22 protein-coding genes are annotated in these 16,201 nt (G+C 59.6%); 7 read left to right on the top strand and 15 right to left on the bottom strand.

The window, feature by feature from the left end; all coding sequences use genetic code 11:
* Positions 1 to 26: 26 nt before the first annotated feature.
* The 4 genes from M5D89_RS04635 to bioB are packed head-to-tail and all read left to right on the top strand — an operon-like array spanning position 27 to position 2,776.
* Entirely contained in the window at positions 27 to 689 is a 663-nt protein-coding gene (locus M5D89_RS04635) for a YggS family pyridoxal phosphate-dependent enzyme (protein ID WP_248884686.1), read from the top strand.
* Positions 690 to 1,514, top strand: coding sequence for a pyrroline-5-carboxylate reductase (gene proC, locus M5D89_RS04630; protein WP_248884685.1), 825 nt, complete (start codon positions 690 to 692; stop codon positions 1,512 to 1,514).
* A gap of 2 nt (positions 1,515 to 1,516) precedes the next feature.
* Entirely contained in the window at positions 1,517 to 1,786 is a 270-nt protein-coding gene (locus M5D89_RS04625) for a YggT family protein (RefSeq protein ID WP_248884684.1), read from the top strand.
* Positions 1,787 to 1,828: 42 nt separating this feature from the next.
* Positions 1,829 to 2,776: a biotin synthase BioB gene (bioB, locus tag M5D89_RS04620; RefSeq protein ID WP_248884683.1), complete on the top strand. Its 948-nt coding sequence runs from the start codon at positions 1,829 to 1,831 to the stop codon at positions 2,774 to 2,776.
* Positions 2,777 to 2,798: 22 nt separating this feature from the next.
* On the opposite strand, the gene M5D89_RS04615 is transcribed toward bioB, so the two are convergent.
* Both M5D89_RS04615 and M5D89_RS04610 read right to left on the bottom strand, forming a co-directional pair.
* Positions 2,799 to 3,344 (bottom strand): acyloxyacyl hydrolase, encoded by a 546-nt coding sequence (locus M5D89_RS04615; RefSeq protein ID WP_248884682.1) that lies wholly within the window; start codon positions 3,342 to 3,344, stop codon positions 2,799 to 2,801.
* Positions 3,314 to 3,529 carry a hypothetical protein gene (locus M5D89_RS04610; RefSeq protein ID WP_248884681.1) on the bottom strand — a complete coding sequence of 72 codons (216 nt, stop codon included), beginning with the start codon at positions 3,527 to 3,529 and terminating at the stop codon, positions 3,314 to 3,316. Before M5D89_RS04610 ends, M5D89_RS04615 begins: the two co-directional genes overlap by 31 nt.
* Here M5D89_RS04610 and M5D89_RS04605 point away from each other — a divergent pair.
* Positions 3,528 to 4,541 carry an HlyD family secretion protein gene (locus M5D89_RS04605; RefSeq protein ID WP_248884680.1) on the top strand — a complete coding sequence of 338 codons (1,014 nt, stop codon included), beginning with the start codon at positions 3,528 to 3,530 and terminating at the stop codon, positions 4,539 to 4,541. The genes M5D89_RS04610 and M5D89_RS04605 overlap by 2 nt on opposite strands.
* Before the next feature lie 11 nt (positions 4,542 to 4,552).
* Here M5D89_RS04605 and M5D89_RS04600 read toward each other — a convergent pair whose 3' ends face one another.
* From M5D89_RS04600 to M5D89_RS04585, 4 genes are read right to left on the bottom strand one after another with little or no spacing between them, the layout of a single operon-like run.
* Positions 4,553 to 5,191 (bottom strand): YceI family protein, encoded by a 639-nt coding sequence (locus tag M5D89_RS04600; RefSeq protein ID WP_248884679.1) that lies wholly within the window; start codon positions 5,189 to 5,191, stop codon positions 4,553 to 4,555.
* A gap of 24 nt (positions 5,192 to 5,215) precedes the next feature.
* Complete coding sequence (locus M5D89_RS04595) at positions 5,216 to 5,917, bottom strand: pyrimidine 5'-nucleotidase (RefSeq protein WP_248886432.1); 702 nt, start codon at positions 5,915 to 5,917, stop codon at positions 5,216 to 5,218.
* A gap of 5 nt (positions 5,918 to 5,922) precedes the next feature.
* Complete coding sequence (gene argB, locus M5D89_RS04590) at positions 5,923 to 6,786, bottom strand: acetylglutamate kinase (RefSeq protein WP_248884678.1); 864 nt, start codon at positions 6,784 to 6,786, stop codon at positions 5,923 to 5,925.
* Between the two features lie 12 nt (positions 6,787 to 6,798).
* Positions 6,799 to 7,434, bottom strand: a complete 636-nt coding sequence (locus M5D89_RS04585) for a TetR/AcrR family transcriptional regulator (RefSeq protein ID WP_248884677.1) — start codon at positions 7,432 to 7,434, stop codon at positions 6,799 to 6,801.
* A gap of 131 nt (positions 7,435 to 7,565) precedes the next feature.
* On the opposite strand from M5D89_RS04585, the gene M5D89_RS04580 reads away from it, so the two are divergent.
* Together M5D89_RS04580 and M5D89_RS04575 are read left to right on the top strand one after the other, a co-directional pair.
* Positions 7,566 to 8,501 (top strand): hypothetical protein, encoded by a 936-nt coding sequence (locus M5D89_RS04580; RefSeq protein WP_248884676.1) that lies wholly within the window; start codon positions 7,566 to 7,568, stop codon positions 8,499 to 8,501.
* A 14-nt stretch (positions 8,502 to 8,515) separates the two neighbouring features.
* Positions 8,516 to 8,803 (top strand): zinc ribbon domain-containing protein, encoded by a 288-nt coding sequence (locus M5D89_RS04575; RefSeq protein ID WP_248884675.1) that lies wholly within the window; start codon positions 8,516 to 8,518, stop codon positions 8,801 to 8,803.
* Between the two features lie 72 nt (positions 8,804 to 8,875).
* On the opposite strand, the gene M5D89_RS04570 is transcribed toward M5D89_RS04575, so the two are convergent.
* From M5D89_RS04570 to M5D89_RS04530, 9 genes are all read right to left on the bottom strand, one after another.
* Positions 8,876 to 9,244: an SPFH domain-containing protein gene (locus M5D89_RS04570; RefSeq protein ID WP_248884674.1), complete on the bottom strand. Its 369-nt coding sequence runs from the start codon at positions 9,242 to 9,244 to the stop codon at positions 8,876 to 8,878.
* Positions 9,245 to 9,304: 60 nt separating this feature from the next.
* Positions 9,305 to 10,324 carry a CDP-6-deoxy-delta-3,4-glucoseen reductase gene (locus M5D89_RS04565; RefSeq protein WP_248884673.1) on the bottom strand — a complete coding sequence of 340 codons (1,020 nt, stop codon included), beginning with the start codon at positions 10,322 to 10,324 and terminating at the stop codon, positions 9,305 to 9,307.
* 3 nt (positions 10,325 to 10,327) lie between these two features.
* Positions 10,328 to 10,981 carry a ribonuclease T gene (gene rnt, locus M5D89_RS04560; protein WP_248884672.1) on the bottom strand — a complete coding sequence of 218 codons (654 nt, stop codon included), beginning with the start codon at positions 10,979 to 10,981 and terminating at the stop codon, positions 10,328 to 10,330.
* Entirely contained in the window at positions 10,978 to 11,757 is a 780-nt protein-coding gene (locus M5D89_RS04555; RefSeq protein WP_248884671.1) for an ABC transporter permease, read from the bottom strand. The genes rnt and M5D89_RS04555 overlap by 4 nt, the downstream gene beginning before the upstream one ends.
* Before the next feature lie 80 nt (positions 11,758 to 11,837).
* Positions 11,838 to 12,695, bottom strand: a complete 858-nt coding sequence (locus tag M5D89_RS04550) for a M48 family metallopeptidase (protein WP_248884670.1) — start codon at positions 12,693 to 12,695, stop codon at positions 11,838 to 11,840.
* A gap of 84 nt (positions 12,696 to 12,779) precedes the next feature.
* Positions 12,780 to 13,421 carry a dethiobiotin synthase gene (bioD, locus tag M5D89_RS04545; RefSeq protein ID WP_248884669.1) on the bottom strand — a complete coding sequence of 214 codons (642 nt, stop codon included), beginning with the start codon at positions 13,419 to 13,421 and terminating at the stop codon, positions 12,780 to 12,782.
* Complete coding sequence (gene bioC, locus M5D89_RS04540) at positions 13,421 to 14,263, bottom strand: malonyl-ACP O-methyltransferase BioC (RefSeq protein WP_248884668.1); 843 nt, start codon at positions 14,261 to 14,263, stop codon at positions 13,421 to 13,423. The genes bioD and bioC overlap by 1 nt, the downstream gene beginning before the upstream one ends.
* Positions 14,250 to 15,014 carry an alpha/beta fold hydrolase gene (locus M5D89_RS04535; RefSeq protein ID WP_248884667.1) on the bottom strand — a complete coding sequence of 255 codons (765 nt, stop codon included), beginning with the start codon at positions 15,012 to 15,014 and terminating at the stop codon, positions 14,250 to 14,252. The genes bioC and M5D89_RS04535 overlap by 14 nt, the downstream gene beginning before the upstream one ends.
* A complete protein-coding gene (locus M5D89_RS04530) occupies positions 15,011 to 16,174 on the bottom strand; it encodes an aminotransferase class I/II-fold pyridoxal phosphate-dependent enzyme (RefSeq protein ID WP_248886431.1) in 1,164 nt (387 codons plus the stop codon). The genes M5D89_RS04535 and M5D89_RS04530 overlap by 4 nt, the downstream gene beginning before the upstream one ends.
* Positions 16,175 to 16,201 lie beyond the last annotated feature (27 nt).

The following is a 16,201-nucleotide window of genomic DNA, read 5'->3' as shown; positions in this document are numbered from 1 at the left end:
CTTTTGAATTCCGCCCAAGAGATACCATGGACCTCGGCAAGCGCCTGCAATCCCTGAATGACGAGCTACGTAATTACCCATCAACGCGCCTGCTGGCCGTGAGCAAACGGGTGGAGGCGGAGCGGCTGCGCACGGCGTACCAGTTGGGCGTGCGCCATTTTGGCGAAAATTACCTCCAAGAAGCGCTGGAGAAAATGACTGCGCTGGCAGATTTACCGCTCTGTTGGCACTTCATTGGCCGCATTCAACGCAATAAAACGCGGGACATTGCGCGGCACTTCGATTGGGTCGAGAGCGTCGATCGCGCATTGCTGGTCGAGCGCCTGGAGCGCGAGCGGAGTGGTCTGCCGCCACTGCAGGTGCTGATCGAGGTTGCAGCCAGTGGGGAAGAGAGTAAGGGCGGCGCCGCCCCCGGCAACATTCCTGCCTTGGCACAGGCTATTGTTGCCAGCAAGAATCTACGCCTACGCGGGCTGATGGCCCTGGTGCATCCCGAACTGGAACAGGCCCAGCAGAATTTTGCCCAGATGCGGGAATGGTATGGCCAATTGCAAGCACAATTCCCGCAGGAACGCATCGATACCCTTTCCATGGGCACCTCAGACGACTATCCTCAGGCCTTGGCCCACGGGGCGACCGAAATTCGACTGGGGACTGCGCTCTTTGGCGCGCGTTCCAAGGAGCCGTAATTGCAAGAGCAGAATATCGTATTTCTTGGGGCGGGGAACATGGCCCGCGCCCTCATCGCCGGAATCCGCAAGCAGGGTTTCCCGGCCCAGAAGATCCAAGTGCACGCCCCGCATCCGCAGCGTCGCGATGCCCTGGCGGCGGAATTTGGCATACAGAGCTGCAATGCCGAGCCCTGCGCGCTCCCGACGGGTGCCATCGTCGTCTATGCCGCCAAGCCCAAGCAGATACGCGCGGTACTGAGCGCCTGGGCGCAGCCCCTGCGCGACGCCCAAGCCCTGCTCATCTCCGTCGCTGCTGGCATTCGCGTCAGTGCTCTGCAGCAGCTGGTCCCCGACGTGGATGTCCTGCGGGTCATGCCCAACACCCCGAGCCAGATCGGTGCTGGCGCCAGCACCTTATACGCGCCGCCGAACGTCGGGGCAGAGCGGCGCAAGCAGGCGGAGACTCTGGTACAAAGCACTGGTCTGGCGGAATGGCTGCCGGACGAAGAGAGCATGGACATGGCCACCGCCCTCGCGGGTAGCGGGCCGGCCTATGTGTTTCTGTTCCTGGAGGCCCTGGAGGACGCTGCCGTAGCCGGAGGCTTGTATCGCGATCAGGCGCGGCGCCTGGCCCTCGCCACCCTGCGCGGAGCAGCGGAGCTCGCAGTGCAGAGCGAATTGGCGCCGACCCTGCTGCGCCATCAAGTGACCAGCCCGGGGGGAACCACCGCAGCAGGTCTGGCGGTTTGGGAGGAGGCGCTGCGCCCCCTCGCCAAGCGGGCCCTGGATGCCGCTAGCGCGCGCAGCCAGGAATTGGCGAACACCCTCGCCAAAGAGCTCTGAGCATGCTGCTCTTTGACCTGTACCGCCTGCTCGAATTGGCCCTGACCTTACTGTTCTGGGCGATCTTCCTGCGCGCCATCCTGTCCTGGGTGCAACCCAATCCCTACAACCCGATTGTGCGTTTTCTTGATCGCGTTACCGATCCAATCCTCCGCCCACTGCAACGGCATCTACCGAATCTGGGTGGCATCGATCTCAGTCCTCTGGTCGCCATGCTGCTCATCGAGGCTGCGAAAATGCTTCTTCCGCGCTTGTTTTTTGGCAGCCTTTAACTACAGCAATCTATCCAGTCATCTATTTTGGAATATCCCGTCATGACCGATCACGCTTCTGGCAATGCCCTGGATGACATTCTTGCGCTCTTTGCCCTGCCATTTCCCGATCTTCTCTTTCAAGCACAGCAAGTGCATCGTACCCACTTCCGCGCCACGGAACTGCAATGTTCAACGCTCCTGTCGATCAAGACCGGCGCCTGCCCGGAAGACTGTGGCTACTGTGCGCAGAGTGTTCACCATCAGGCCAAGCTTCCTGTTACCCCGCTCCTTCCCCTGGACGAGGTCATCGCTGCGGCGCAGGCTGCCAAGGCGGGGGGCGCGCAGCGTTTCTGCATGGGCGCCGCTTGGCGCAGCCCACACCAGCGTGATCTGGACCGGGTGGCAGAGATGGTGCAGGCCGTAAAGGAAATTGGACTGGAAACCTGCGTCACCCTGGGCATGCTCAAAGCTGGACAGGCAGAGCAACTCGCCGCAGCCGGGCTGGATTACTACAACCATAATCTCGATACCTCTCCGGAATATTATGGCGCCGTGATTCAGACACGCAGTTTTGCCGAACGCCTCGACACCCTGGCGGCGGTGCGCGATGCCGGAATCAAGGTCTGTAGTGGCGGAATCTTGGGGATGGGGGAAAGCCGCCGCGACCGCGCCCGTCTATTGCAAAGCCTGGCCGCCTTGGACCCCGTGCCGGAGAGCATTCCCATTAACGCCCTCGTTCCCATCGCCGGGACTCCCTTGGCAGAGGCCGAGCCCATCGACGAGATCGAATTCGTACGTACCATTGCGGTGGCGAGGATTCTCTTTCCCACGAGCTATGTGCGCCTGGCAGCAGGACGCGAAAAGATGAGTGACAGTCTGCAGGCTTTGGCCTTCCTGGCAGGTGCCAACAGCATCTTCCTCGGTGATCGCCTGCTGACTACCGATAACGCGAGTACGGATCACGACGCTCAGCTCTTCGCCAAGCTGGGCTTGCAAGCGGCGGGATGAGCGCCCGCCCGCTGTCTAGTCTTCAGCCATGATCGCCGAAGGATAAGGGGAAGGAATAGGTAACCAGGGCCTCGTTCTCCCCCGGATCCTGGGAGACGATGTAGGCATTGGAGATATGGGCGATCTTGAGGCCCAAACGCCCGCCATTGGCGAACTGGTAGGCCAGCCCCAGCTCTAGACGAAATTCAAAGATGCTGCCTAGTTGCTTGCCATTGCCGGCATCATAGCCGCCAAAACCGAGCATTGGCGTGAGCACCCAACGATCCCAGGCAATGTCTGAATAGAAGCCGGTATAGCCCATGAAGCCACCGCGGGTATTGGCCATCAGACCCCAGGCCGCGCCAATACCAAAGAGTTTGGAGGCAGACTGGTATTCGACGTTGATCTCGGGTACGCGCGGATTCGGGCCGGAAATCGGGCGAACTCCGACACCGTTGAATATCCCCACACCCGCACTGAGGTAAGCGGGGCCACCCTGAATGACATGCAAACCTTCGGCGCTGGCAACGGGCGCGAAGGCCAGCGCAGCCAATGCCATCACCCAAGTCCTGGTACGAAAAATCCCCATTCCATGCTCCTTTTATCTCTACTGAAAAATGACTTGCCCAGCAGCGCGCCATGCGCTACCTTATCGACCGAACGGTCAGTATGTCTTTTGTTACGAATTGCGTCAAAGCCTGTTACCCGCGCCAGCGGGAACAAAGCAGTATTGTAGAAGCTCGGGGTTTGCTGCGGGAGAAGAGAAATCGCCATGCGTTGGATCAAACGATTTGCGGTGATCATCATCGTTGTCTTGGTTGCCTTTGGCGCCTATGCCTACTTCCAGATCTCTGATTACTACCCCAGCACCGACGACGCCTACGTCCATGCCCATGTAGTCAACATCGCTCCGCGCGTTACCGGCCATGTCATCGCGCTCTACGTACGGGACAATCAGGTCGTCAAGAAAGGTCAGGAACTCCTGAAGATCGACCCACGCGCCTATGAATATAAATTGCAGCAGGCCGAGGCGGAACTGGCACAGGCAGAACGGCAACGGGCGAGCATAGCCGCCAATATTGCCTCCGCGCAAGCACAGATGCACGCCAACCAGATCAATTACGCCAACGCTGCACGCAACGCCGAGCGCGCCAAGGCGCTCGCCGCCAAACGCTATCTCTCGGTCCAGGCAGCGGACAACGCGCAAACCAAAGCGGCAGAGTACCAGGCCCAAATCCAGGCCAATCATGCCAATCTCTCCGGCGCTGTCGCCCAGAACACCCTCAACAAGGCGCGGATTGCGGCGGCCAAGGCGGCGGTTCGCATGGCCAAGCTCGACCTATCCGAGACCACCCTGTACGCGCCCATGGACGGGGTGGTGAGTAAGGTCGACAAAATCCATGTCGGCGATGTTGTCACCGTCAATCAGGATCTCTTTCCATTGATTGGCAATGAGGCGTACTGGATCGAAGCCAATTATAAGGAGACCGATCTGGATCGAATTCATCCCGGTCTACAGGCGAAGATCAATATCGATATGTACCCCAACCATAGCTTCCAGGGGCAGGTCGTGAGCATCAGTGGCGGTGCCGGTAACGCCTTCTCCCTCTTGCCCCCAGAAAATGCCACGGGCAATTGGGTCAAGGTCACGCAACGCGTGCCCGTACGAGTGGAAGTGCTGAATCCAGATCCCAAGCTGCCCTTGCGGATTGGCACCAGTGCCACGGTTACCGTGACCACGAAGAACGTGCCCGGCTGGGTGACCTTCCTGCAACCCTACTTCTGACCCGCTGTTTGTCAGGCCGGGCCGATACGCTTGCCTTCGATCTCCACCTTGATCTTGATGCGGTTGGAGAGCCCCTGGGGTAGATAGGCCAATAGCCCATAATGGGAGCGCTCGATTGTGGTGCGGGCCACATATCCGGAGAGATATCCCCCCCAGGGTTTGGGTAGGTACGACACATCGCCAGCGCCAATCTCCTGCACCCGGAAAGTCACTGAATGGGTGACTCCATGAAAGCTCAGCTTGCCGGTGAGCAGTCCGGTCTTCGCGCCCGTGGCGCGGTAGCTGCTGCCGACGAAACGAATATCAGGGTATTTCTTCGCCGCAAAGAACTGGCTACTGCGAAGAATCGCATCGCGGGCCGGATTGTCGGTATCGATACTGGCTACGGGAATGGTGATATCTACGCGGTCCTTGGCCGGGTCCTGGACATCGAAGCGATAGGTACCCGAGATTTGGTTGAATCGCCCTGTGAGCTCGGTGATTCCGACATGGCCGATGGTGAAATAGGCGCCACTATGCGCAGGATCGATACGATAGAGACCATCGGGGTTGCCCTGCAAGGTGTGATACTGCGCTGCGGCAAGACTGGCAATAGAGAAGCTGCCGAGGGACAACAACGTGATCGCCAGGGAGATTTTGCGGACTTTCATGGTACACCTCCGTTCTGTCTGGTTTTACTTTGCGCTCCTGGAGGACTCGCGGCAAGTGGGCGGCAATTGCGCCCACTGACCCCGTTTGCGGCGACGCTGCGGATGCACCCAGGTGGTGCGCATGCCCAAAAGCCGAGCACTGCGCAGATTGGCTCGACTATCATCAAAGAAGTGACAGTGCCGCGCCGCAACGCGATACTGGCGCAGCAAGCGCCGGTAGGCCGCCGGTGCCGGCTTGCCGCACAACTGGGCGGCCGCCAAATCGAAAATTCCCAGAAATTGTCCATCTACGCCCAGGCGGGCCAGAACCCGCTCGGCATGCGCCGAAATGCTGTTGGTAAACACATAGCAAGGGCCATCCAGAGACGCCAGCCAACGCGCCAGGCGCGAATTCTGGGGCACCGTCTCTGCTAGGGCCGGGGGGTGAATGGCGCGCAGAAATTCATGCGGGTCGGTGTCGTGATGGCGCATCAGCCCGGCCAGGGTCGTACCGTAGCGTCGCCAGTAGCGCTGCCGTAGCGCCGCCGCCTCAGCGGCATTCAAGCCTAGGCTCTCCTGCAGGTATCCGTGCATATAGCGATGCATCTGCGGAAAGCAGTGGACATTGGCATCATAGAGGGTGTTGTCGAGATCGAAGAGATAGACCGGCCAACGCCGCCGCCGCAAACCGAGAAAACGCGGCAGGATGCGATCTGCCCGTGGCGCGCCTCGGCGTTGCCCGCGCACGGCCTTCAATCGAGATCCGAGATCAGGGTTCCCACGCCCAGGCGGGTGAACACCTCCAGCAACAGCGCGTGGGGCACACGACCATCAATGATATGTGCGGCGCGCACCCCACCAGCCAGGGCATCCAGACAACAACGCAATTTAGGGATCATGCCGCCGCTGATCACACCATTGCTCATCAGTTGTTGCACCTCGGTAATGCGCAGACGCTCATAGAGCTTGCCCTCCGGATCGAGCACACCGGCTACATTGGTCATGAGCACAAACTTGTCGGCATGCAGCGTACTGGCCAGCGCGCCGGCTACTAGGTCAGCGTTGATATTGTAGGACTCACCTGCCGCACCTACACCAATAGGAGCAATGACCGGGATCAGTCCGCCAGCATCAAGGAAACGAATCAGGTCCGCATTGACCCGGGTCACTTCGCCTACCCAGCCCAAATCCACGCCATCGGCACGCTGCAGGCGCTGCGCCTGAATGAGATTCCCATCCTTGCCCGTCAATCCCACCGCCTTGCCGCCGGCGCGCTGTATGCCCTGGACGATCTGCTTGTTGACCTGGCCCCCAAGGACCATCTCCACCACTTCCATCGTCGCATCGTCTGTTACCCGCATGCCATCCAGCATTTTGGAGGGAAGCTGCAGACGCGCCAGCAAGGAATTGATCTGTGGCCCACCACCATGCACGATGATCGGGTTCATGCCCACCTGCTTCAGCAGGGTGACATCATAGGCAAACTGCTCCTGCAAGGCGGGTTCGGTCATAGCGTTGCCACCATACTTGATCACCAGGGTACTACCCTGAAAACGCTGCATATAGGGCAGGGCTTCAATGAGAAATTCGGCCTGCTGGCGCGGATCAGTGGTCATGCAAATCGGTTCCTAGTCGGGGGAGGGTTGACGAATTCCAGAGAGCAATATGTCCACCATGGCCCGATCATACTCCTCGGGCAGGTCGACGAAACTGACGGTAGGATATTGTCGCAACAGATCTCGGGATTGGAAAAAGATCATGTTGGCGCCCAAGAGCATGGTCACCACTAGGGCCGGATCGAAGTCCGGGCGCAATTCGCCACGCTCCTGACCAAGCCGCAAAATCTGCACCAGGCTGGCAAAAAGGTCCGCCAGACCCGCATCGGCGAGATCGCGCGCGCGCGGTTCGCCCTTTTCCAGCAATTCACGGAGAAAAAGTCGTACCAGGCGAGGGCGCGCAAGCAGATGCTGCAGATGGCGGACGGCAAAGTTACGCAGCGCGTCACTGGCACTACCGTTATTGTCTACCACCTCTTGCAACAAGGCTCGCAAGCTCGCGCCGGCACCCTGCAAGACCGCGAGATACAAGGCATCCTTATTGGAAAAATAATGGTAGATATTGGCCTTGCTGATGCCGGCTGCACTGGCAATGGCATGCATGGAAACCGCATCGAAACCATGGTCGGCAAAGAGCTTTTCGGCCGCCGCAATGATCTTGCGGTAACCGTCGCCCTCACTGCACGCGCCGATGACGTCATTTCCCATGCACAATTCCCAAACCACCCGATACTGACTCGTCGGTCAGCCTGCCTAGCATCGGACTATCGCACAAGGCGAGCGAATGCGTCCACCGCCGCCATTTGCTATCCTACGTCACATTCTCCCAAGGAAGCTCTATGTTTCACCAGCAGAATAGTCATAGCGATCTCTCTTTCGGGCTGCTGTTGCAGGCCTTGCGCGGCGTTACCTTGTGGCGCCCCAATGCCATATATGGGGCCAGCATCCTGCTGGGTGCCGTGATTTGGGAGGCGATCGATGCCTGGGCAGAAAGCGCGGCTGGCGCCCTATTGGGCATCATCCTGTTCGTCTTCTCGATTCTGGTCGGCTATTTGGCTGCCGGTCGACTGCTGGTATTTGATGCCCGCGGCGAGCGTACCCCTGGGATTTGGCATAGCCTGGGATTTGCGCTGCGAACCTGGCCCCGACTGCTGCTTTTGGTGGTCATGGAGGGATTGCTCCTACTGGGAATTGGCGTGGTGGAAATGCTGGGGTTTGGCCTGACTCGACTGCCTGCATTTGGCCCTTATCTTGTCGTGCCACTGTTTCCGCTGGCGATGCTTTTCAATGCGGTATTGCTCATCCTGGCAGTCATTGTCTTCAATCTTTCTGGACCCGCACTCTGGCATGGCGAGGGAGTCGCAAAGGCATTGCGTCACACTATCGCCATCGCGAGAAAACGTCCTGGATCGGTATTGTTGATGATGCTATTGCTGGGACTACTCAGTGGCGCGGTCGCCTTTGTCACCATCCTCGTTCTGTATGGTGGCTACGCCCTGACCCTGGCTGCGGCGACCCCTTTTCTGGGCAGCGCTCTTTTGGATCATGGTGGTGGCGAAGCCCTCTTTCTCGATTGGCTACCCAATCTCAATGTAGCCGCGCAGCAATGGCAACAAACCGTGCTACCCATTGTTCATTGGACCCACAGCGGACAGCGTTTGTCTTGGGGTGCCGCAGCCATTCTTACCTTTTTGTTGCCGAGTGTCGTGTTTTTGCTGGGCATGGCACATCTGTATCTGGAAGCCCTGGAATTAGAGGCTCCGGAAGACCTGTAATGATGAAGGACGGGATGAATAAACTGAAACGGCAGTGGGAATTGGAAAAACAGCGTTGCCAGAGCTGCGGCATGCCACTCTGCTTCGACCCCGAAGGCGGCGGTACAGAGGCGGACGGTAGCCGCAGCCAGGAATTTTGCAGTTTTTGCTATGCGTCTGGCGCGTTCAAGGAACCTGATCTGCAGTTACGGCAGATGCAACAGCGCGTGCGCAACTTGCTGCGCAAACGCAATCAGCCTTGGTATATTCGCGCCTACATGGCGCACCGCATCACCACCTTGGCGCGCTGGCGAAGAAGATAATACACCCCATGAGAAAGGGCCTGACGCTGCAGGCCCTTTTTCGCTTACTTACCACTAACAGATAGTCGAATATCAGATACTGTTGCGCGGACGGCGACCACGGCGCGGCTTGAGCTCCCGCATGAGCTCCTCACCCCGCGCATGCAAAGCGCTCATTTTGGCCTCATTGCCGTCCGCCTTTTCGTAGACTTCCGCTACGGCTGCCAAAATTTGCGTCGCTTCCCAGCCGTTCGCGAGACGGGAAATACGGTCGACGAGCATACGCCGCTGCGCATCGCGCTCGCGCTTCAGTTTTGGATTTTCCTGCAAGCGGCGCTTCTGCTCTTCAATTTTATTCATTTGCTCGCGCATCCGCGCTTCCATCTGTTGTCGCTTGGCTTCCAGATCGGCCAAGCGCTCTTCCGCCGTGCGGCGATGTCTTTTCTGCTTTGTCTTTTCCATTTCCCGAGCTCCCCATTGAACCAATTTTTGGCACCTGCTGCGCCAATAGCGGCGATTATGTCAGGTCGTTTTCGTTTTCGCAAATACAAATGCATCGGAAAAGATATATTGTCCATCCAATCCTGCTTGTTCCAAACATTGCGATAGGTCAAAAACCATGTCTGGATGGCCACAGAGGTAGGCGACCAAAAGCTTGGGATCGGGAAAATCCTGGGTAATGGCGGCAGTGATATAGCCAGTCCTTCCTGTCCAGCTATCGTCCGGGCGAGAAACCACCGGATGGAAATGAAAGTTTGCGTGTTCCATCTGCCACTGCTTTAACAAATCCTGATAATAAAACTCCTGGGGGTAACGTACGCCCCAGTAAAAGTGAATATCCCGGCCATCGCCATTGGCAAAGAGCTGCTCCAGCATGCCTTTGAGCGGCGCAAATCCCGTTCCCGTCGCGGCCAGCAACAAGGGTCGCTCCGGCCAGTCATCGCGAATGAAAAAGGTGCCCAGCGGCCCTTCAAAGCGCAGGATATCCTTTTCCTTCATGGTGGAGAAAACATGACCGGTAAACTGGCCGCCCGGCACATGCTTGATATGCAGCTCCAGTTGCGCGCCCGGGCCGGGGATATTGGCCAGGGAAAAGCCGCGCCGACTGCCGTCCTTGAGCAGGATGTCGATATACTGTCCCGGTAGAAAACGGAATTCCTGGGTGCTGGGTAATTGCAGAAAGAGGGCACGGACCTCGGGTGCAAGGTCCACAATGCGTGCCACCCGCGACGGCAGCGTCTTGATCTCGATTCCTGCCGCCGCTCCCACCTCCCGTGCTTCAATACAGACATCGGTTAATGGCGTGGCTTGGCAGAAAAGCGCATAACCCGCCTCCATCTCGGTATCGGGAAGCATCTTTTCATCCACTTCCCCATAATCCACCGAACCGGAGACGATTTTTCCCTTACAGGTAGCACAGGTACCACTGCGGCAACTATAGGGCAGGGCGTACCCATGGCGCAGGGCGGCCTCGAGAATGGTTTCATTGGCCTCGATATCCATCTCATGGCCACTGGGTTCGATTCGTAAGCGATAAGTCATGAGCTACTCCTGTCGGGCAGGGATCGCATCCCCCGCAAGCGGATGAAAAGGCGAAAGCGTACTTTGGTCAAAACGATTCCAAATCCAACAAAATAATGCGGCGGTTCTCTCGGCATCATATAGGGCCGAATGTGCCTGTTTACCATCCCAATCCAACCCCGCCTTCATCACCGCCTTGGCAAGCACCGTTTCGCCCAGCTGCAACGCAGCCAAGGTAACGGTATCGAGGGTACTAAAGGGGTGGAACGGGCTATTGCGCAGATTTTGCCGTGCGGCGGCGGCATGTAAAAAAGAAAGGTCGAAATTGGCGTTATGCCCCACCAGCACGGCGCGGCGACAGCCATGCGCGCGGACCTGGGCACGCAATTTTTGAAAAAGATCGCGCAGCACTTCCCCCTCGGGTAACGCCCCGCGCAGTGGATGCTCCGGGTCGATGCCATTGAACGCCAGGGCCTGGGGATCCAGTTCCGCGCCAGGAAAGGCTTGTACCTGGTAATGCAGGGTTTTCACCGGACGCAAGGAACCGCTGTCCCCCGCCAGGACAACGGCGGCAATTTCCAGCAGCGCGTGACGTTGACAGTCAAAGCCTGCGGTTTCGAGGTCTACGACTACCGGCAAGAAGCCACGGATCCGTCCGCCTATCGGTGTCGTCGTCATGCCATTGTCCGCGCCGGAAAGCGCAAGGCACGCGGGCCAGCCAGAACAACGGCGCTGGCGACGCTGATGCTGACTGCCGCAGTCAGCATCAACATCACCACCAGTTGCATGGATACTGCAGCCAGCGGTGCCATGCCAGCCAGGATCATGCCCGCAGTGATGCCGGGAATGTGGATCATGCCCACACTCTTCAGGCTGTCCAAGGTCGGAATCAGCGAGCTACGCACGACCATGGCATACAGTTGCCGCATTGCCTGGCGCTCCGTCGCGCCGAGGGCCAGCATGGCCAGCAGCAGGTCCTCCCGCTGATCTACCTCACTGCGCAGACGATTGAGGGCCAGGGAGACGGCATTCATCGAGTTGCCGATGATCATTCCCCCGATCGGCACCAGGGACTGGCCCTGCCAGGTGACCAGACCAGAAACCAGCATCCACGCCAGGGTGACGCTGGTGGCAAGAAAGATACTCCCGGTTCCCACCCAATAGGCATGGGGAATGCCTGCACCGCGCTTGCGATTGAAGAAACCTGCCGCAACGATCATAAGCGCGAGAAAGAGAATCAGTAGCGGCGGCGATTGCTGGCGAAACAGCCAGCCCAGAACAAAACCCATGAGCGCGAGCTGCACCGTCGCCCGCAGCGCGGACCACCAGAGCTCTCGGCCAACGCCCAGACTCTGCCAGGCGGACAGGGCCCAGGCGCTGCCCAAAAGGCCGAAGACTCCGGCAATTGCCCAAGGCGAAAACTGGCTGAACAGGCCTGTCGCGGCGTAACTCATACAGATCCCGATGGAGGAAGGAACCCAGAGTATAACAAAAAGCTACTACTGCGGTCTGGCAACAGACTTGCGCGCCGCTTTCACTCGAATTTCTGTAATGCAGCGATGCGCTTTTCCGCCGCGGGATGACTGGACAAAATCCCCTCGCTAACACCAAACATGGATAAGAAGGCGAGGGGTCTAAAGCAAGCTTCATTCTCTGCGGCCGCAGCATGGTTGCGTAACAGGGAAATCATGCCTGCAGCGCCATACTGCTCTGCCGCAAAACGATCTGCACGCAGCTCGCGCCGCCGCGAGAACAGGGCAGTGGGCAACCAGGAGAAGACCAAAAAAAGCATCTGTAGGAGCAGAATGGGTAGGGCTCGGGCGGGCTGATGCAGTTGAAACAGATGTGTCAGGATCTGGGTAAGGCCTAACCCAAGGACGATGGTCGTCCCTTGCAAAAGCTGCATGCTGAGCATGTCACCGGAATAAATGTGCCCCATTTCATGGGCAATGGCGGCGCGTAATTCGGCATCCGAGGCCCGCTCGAGCAGCGCAGAGGAAAGCAGGAGATCTGCGTGCCGATGACCAAAACCCAGCACAAAGGCATTGGGGATGGCAGACGCATAGCGATAAAGGCGCGGCGGCTTCACTCCCAGGCGTTGGGCAAGTTCGCGGGTAATGCGCATGGCCACTTGGCCCTCCGCAATCTCCTCCCAGGCTTGCACCCCTAACGCACCCTTGACCAGGAAGGGCATCAACAAGCCCGATAGCAGCGCGCTGAGCAAGACCAGGCCGAAAACGACTGTCGCCAGCAAAAGCGGAGGAACGGCAGAGAAAGGCAGGACGCAACAAACAGACAGAGTAAGGGAGAGCAAATAAACGAGCAACAGAATGCCCCCAGTCACGAGGACACTACTCAGAATTAGCAGCCACCCTGCCTTGATCCACGCCATTCCACGCTCCCATCCCAGTGTTGCGGCATGTCGGCGTTTTTCCTACGCCTTATCAATCAGCAAAGTGTAAACGGAAGCCTATCATTACGGAAGAGCAGTCGCGGACCATTCCGTGCCCTGATAAGGGATCTCACCGAGAAAAGGCCCCTGCATCCATAGCTGTAACGACTCCCGGGTGCCAGCCGCCACGACCCCATCCTGAACATGATTTGCCACCCACCCGGCATAGGGAACGCCGCGTTGGCGAATCACCGCCTCCGTCAGACGCGCATGGTTGATCGCGCCAAGACGTAAGGCGACCACAAGGATCAGCGGCAAGCCCAGCTCTTCGGCCCAGTCCAAGGTATCCCACGCGGGGCCGAGGGGTACCAGAAGGCCGCCTGCACCCTCCACCAAAACACGATCGACCTGCCGTGCCCGCTGTTGCACAAAATCCGTCAGCGTCTGGCGATCCATCTCTTGTCCCACAAGACGGGCCGCCCAATGCGGGGCAATGGGTGGAACAAAGCGATAGAGATTGCATGCATCAACGGTCAAGGGGGGATGACTGGCCTGGCGGAGCTGCTCGATGTCGGTCCAGCTGCCATCCGCCTCTTGTCCTGAGGCATAAGGCTTCAGAGCCGCAACCCGCTCACCGCGGGCGGCAAAGGCGCGGGCAAGGGCTGCCGTAACCCGGGTTTTGCCCACCTCCGTATCGGTGCCGGTGATGAAATATCCCTGCGCCATCAGTCACGTGTCCGCGGCAGGAATTGTAACGGGTGCAGCTCCGACGTGTGACGCTCCGCAACGCGCCAGGCGTGGGCATGGATCACCTCGTAATGCAAGGGGAGTTTACCCTCCGGCGTGCGCAACTCCTCATAGGCGCAACGCAGACGTTGCAACTTGCGCGGGGTAAACAATCCAGCTCGGGGCATGGAGTTCGCCGCCCCAATGCCACGCAGGTCACGAAGCAGACTGTCGAGGTCCGCATAGTGCAGCTCATAGTGCTCGACATCGAGAACGGGATCGGCAAAGCCCGCTTGCACCATGGCATCTCCCAGGTCATGCATATCCAGAAAGGTATGCACGTGCGCTTCGGCATCCACGCTGGCAAATGCCTGGCGCAGCTCGCGCAGGCTATCCGGTCCGAGAGAACTGCAGAGCAATAACCCCTCCGGCTGCAGTACGCGGCGCATTTCGCGCAGTGCGGGGCGCGGATCGGGCAACCACTGCAGGACAAAGTTGCTGAAAATCATCTGCAGACTCTGCGCGCGCAGCGGGAGAGACTCGGCATCAGCCTGCAAAAACCATTGCCGCTGGCGCCACCCCTTGCGTCGCCGTGCCTCCTGCAGCATCGGCAAAGCGAGATCCAGGGCCAGGATCCAGGCGCGGGGAAAACGTCGATTCAGCCGGCGGCTCTGTAGCCCCGTACCCGCGCCCAGATCCAGGAGCACTTGCGGGTCGACCTTCAAGAAATCTAGACGGTCGAGCATCTCCTGCCCGACCCGATCCTGGAGGGTGGCGCGCGCCTCATAGTTGGATGCTGCCTGCGCGAAGTGGCGCCGCACCAAGCGCTTATTCAGCGGCATGAGCAAAGACCTCGCGCAGGGCCTCGGCACAGGCCGCGGGCTGACCCAAAAAGGGCGCATGACCAGCCGGGACAACACGCAGCACACTCCCAGGGAGCGCCTGGTGCAGATATTCTGCCGCTGCCGGCGGTACAATCCGATCACCCTCGCCGTGCAGGAGCAAAACCGGAATGGCCAAGGCATGCAGGGAGGCGCGGAGATCGATGTCCTGCAAAAACTGCAGGCCAGCCTGCAGGCAGGCGCTGGCAGGTAAAGGCCAATCGTCTACCTTGGGCAACTGCGCACGCGCCGCGCTATCCCCGAGAACCTGCAAGGCGAAAAACCGTCGGCGCAGGCCCTGTGCGTCTTGGTCCAGCTCCGCCGCAAAATTCCGCAGCAGTTCCGGGGAAACGCCGGCAGACCAGTCCGGGCGTTGGCGAAAACAGGGTGAACTGGCGACGAGAACCAAGCCTGCCAGGGGGACGGAGGGCCGCAGGGCCAAGGCCAGGGCGAGCAGACCGCCCAAGGACCAGCCGAGGAGGATGGGTGGCGTGGACAGGGCCGCAAGGGCTACGGACAAATCATCAAGACCAGACTCCCACTGCCATCCCGCCGATGGGCAAGGGCGCGCTCCGTGCCCAGGGAGATCCCAGGCCAGCACGCGGAAATCCGGTTCCAGCAACGGCAACCAGGGCGTAAAAACGCGCTTCTCCATACCCCAACCATGGAGCAAAACGAGGGTCGGGCGCTCCTGGAACTGACCCAGAGTCATCGGGGCTCCAGGGCGTCGAGCAGGGACGCAATATCTTCTGCCGCATGCGCGGCACTCAGGCTGATGCGCAACCGTGCCTGTCCGACGGGGACGGTGGGCGGCCGCACGGCGGGGCAGTAGATACCTGACGCACGTAGCTGCGCCGCCGCCTGCAGGGCCTTTTCATTGCTGCCCAGGATCAAGCCTTGGATGGGCGTAGTGCTCGGCAGATAGGATCGCCCCTGCAGCCCAAGCTGCAAGGCGTCGCGGAGATCGCCCAAATGTTGACGTCGTGCATCCCCGCCCCGCAGCAATTCGAGGGCGGCAAGGCTCGCGGCAGCAACGTTTGCTGGCAAGGCGGTGTGAAAGAGATAGCTCCGTGCCGCCTGTTGCAGCCAACGGATCAGGAGTGTGGGACCGGCAACAAAGGCGCCATAACTGCCAAACGCCTTGCCCAAGGTACCTATGCGCAATGTCACTTGCTCTGCCGCAAGCCCCCAATGGTCGAGACTGCCGCACCCCTCCTTTCCGAGCACCCCAAAGGCGTGTGCTTCATCGAGCAGAACAGCGGCATCATAGCGGGCAGCCAGGGCAAGCAGTTCCGGCAGTGGCGCAAGATCACCATCCATGGAAAAGACACCCTCGGTGACAATCCAGGCTCGTCCCTTGCGTGGGCGCTGCAAGAGTGTCTCCAGATGATCAAGATCGTTGTGACGAAAGCGCTGCAACCGGGCGCCGCTCAGGCGCGCCCCATCGATCAGGGAGGCGTGGGCGAGACGGTCGAGAAAGAGGTGATCCTGCACCGCAACCAGGGCACTCAAGACGCCGAGGTTAGCGAGATAGCCGGAGCCAAAGAGCAATACCGCCTCCACCCCCAACCAAGCGGCAAGACTCGCCGCCAGCGCCTCATGCGTGGGGCGCACGCCACCCAGCAAAGGCGCCGCGCTGACCCCATATTCGCTGCCCTCCAGGCTCTCCCGCGCCGCCTCGCGCAACGCCGGATGCCGGGTCAAGCCCAAATAATCATTGCTGGCGAAAGAAAGTAGCCGCACGCCCTGTGCGTCACGGAAATACGGACGCGTCTCCGGCAGGGGTTGCAAGACCTCCGTTTGCCGCAGGAGACCGGCGTTACGGCGCGCGGCCAGTCCATCTTCCCAGTCTGCTTGTAAGGAACTCAGCATCGCCATGGGCACGGTATAGGGGAGCCT

The sequence above is a fragment of the Acidithiobacillus acidisediminis genome (genome assembly GCF_023277115.1).
In the GTDB taxonomy this organism is placed as follows: domain Bacteria; phylum Pseudomonadota; class Gammaproteobacteria; order Acidithiobacillales; family Acidithiobacillaceae; genus Igneacidithiobacillus; species Igneacidithiobacillus acidisediminis.
The sequence above is the reverse complement of the archived record's forward strand: the minus strand, read 5'-3'. Positions and strand labels throughout refer to the sequence as shown.

Coding starts and splice junctions, on each gene's coding strand:
- argB (WP_248884678.1), bottom strand. CDS start 6,786: ATGACCACTGATCCGCGCCAGCAGGCCGAATTTCTCATTGAAGCCCTG.
- M5D89_RS04605 (WP_248884680.1), top strand. CDS start 3,528: ATGCGTTGGATCAAACGATTTGCGGTGATCATCATCGTTGTCTTGGTT.
- M5D89_RS04575 (WP_248884675.1), top strand. CDS start 8,516: ATGAATAAACTGAAACGGCAGTGGGAATTGGAAAAACAGCGTTGCCAG.
- M5D89_RS04585 (WP_248884677.1), bottom strand. CDS start 7,434: ATGGGAAATGACGTCATCGGCGCGTGCAGTGAGGGCGACGGTTACCGC.
- M5D89_RS04615 (WP_248884682.1), bottom strand. CDS start 3,344: ATGGGGATTTTTCGTACCAGGACTTGGGTGATGGCATTGGCTGCGCTG.
- M5D89_RS04610 (WP_248884681.1), bottom strand. CDS start 3,529: ATGGCGATTTCTCTTCTCCCGCAGCAAACCCCGAGCTTCTACAATACT.
- M5D89_RS04635 (WP_248884686.1), top strand. CDS start 27: ATGGACCTCGGCAAGCGCCTGCAATCCCTGAATGACGAGCTACGTAAT.
- bioB (WP_248884683.1), top strand. CDS start 1,829: ATGACCGATCACGCTTCTGGCAATGCCCTGGATGACATTCTTGCGCTC.
- M5D89_RS04625 (WP_248884684.1), top strand. CDS start 1,517: ATGCTGCTCTTTGACCTGTACCGCCTGCTCGAATTGGCCCTGACCTTA.
- M5D89_RS04535 (WP_248884667.1), bottom strand. CDS start 15,014: ATGACTCTGGGTCAGTTCCAGGAGCGCCCGACCCTCGTTTTGCTCCAT.
- M5D89_RS04580 (WP_248884676.1), top strand. CDS start 7,566: ATGTTTCACCAGCAGAATAGTCATAGCGATCTCTCTTTCGGGCTGCTG.
- M5D89_RS04565 (WP_248884673.1), bottom strand. CDS start 10,324: ATGACTTATCGCTTACGAATCGAACCCAGTGGCCATGAGATGGATATC.
- M5D89_RS04570 (WP_248884674.1), bottom strand. CDS start 9,244: ATGGAAAAGACAAAGCAGAAAAGACATCGCCGCACGGCGGAAGAGCGC.
- M5D89_RS04600 (WP_248884679.1), bottom strand. CDS start 5,191: ATGAAAGTCCGCAAAATCTCCCTGGCGATCACGTTGTTGTCCCTCGGC.
- M5D89_RS04530 (WP_248886431.1), bottom strand. CDS start 16,174: ATGCTGAGTTCCTTACAAGCAGACTGGGAAGATGGACTGGCCGCGCGC.
- bioD (WP_248884669.1), bottom strand. CDS start 13,421: ATGGCGCAGGGATATTTCATCACCGGCACCGATACGGAGGTGGGCAAA.
- rnt (WP_248884672.1), bottom strand. CDS start 10,981: ATGACGACGACACCGATAGGCGGACGGATCCGTGGCTTCTTGCCGGTA.
- M5D89_RS04550 (WP_248884670.1), bottom strand. CDS start 12,695: ATGGCGTGGATCAAGGCAGGGTGGCTGCTAATTCTGAGTAGTGTCCTC.
- M5D89_RS04555 (WP_248884671.1), bottom strand. CDS start 11,757: ATGAGTTACGCCGCGACAGGCCTGTTCAGCCAGTTTTCGCCTTGGGCA.
- bioC (WP_248884668.1), bottom strand. CDS start 14,263: ATGCCGCTGAATAAGCGCTTGGTGCGGCGCCACTTCGCGCAGGCAGCA.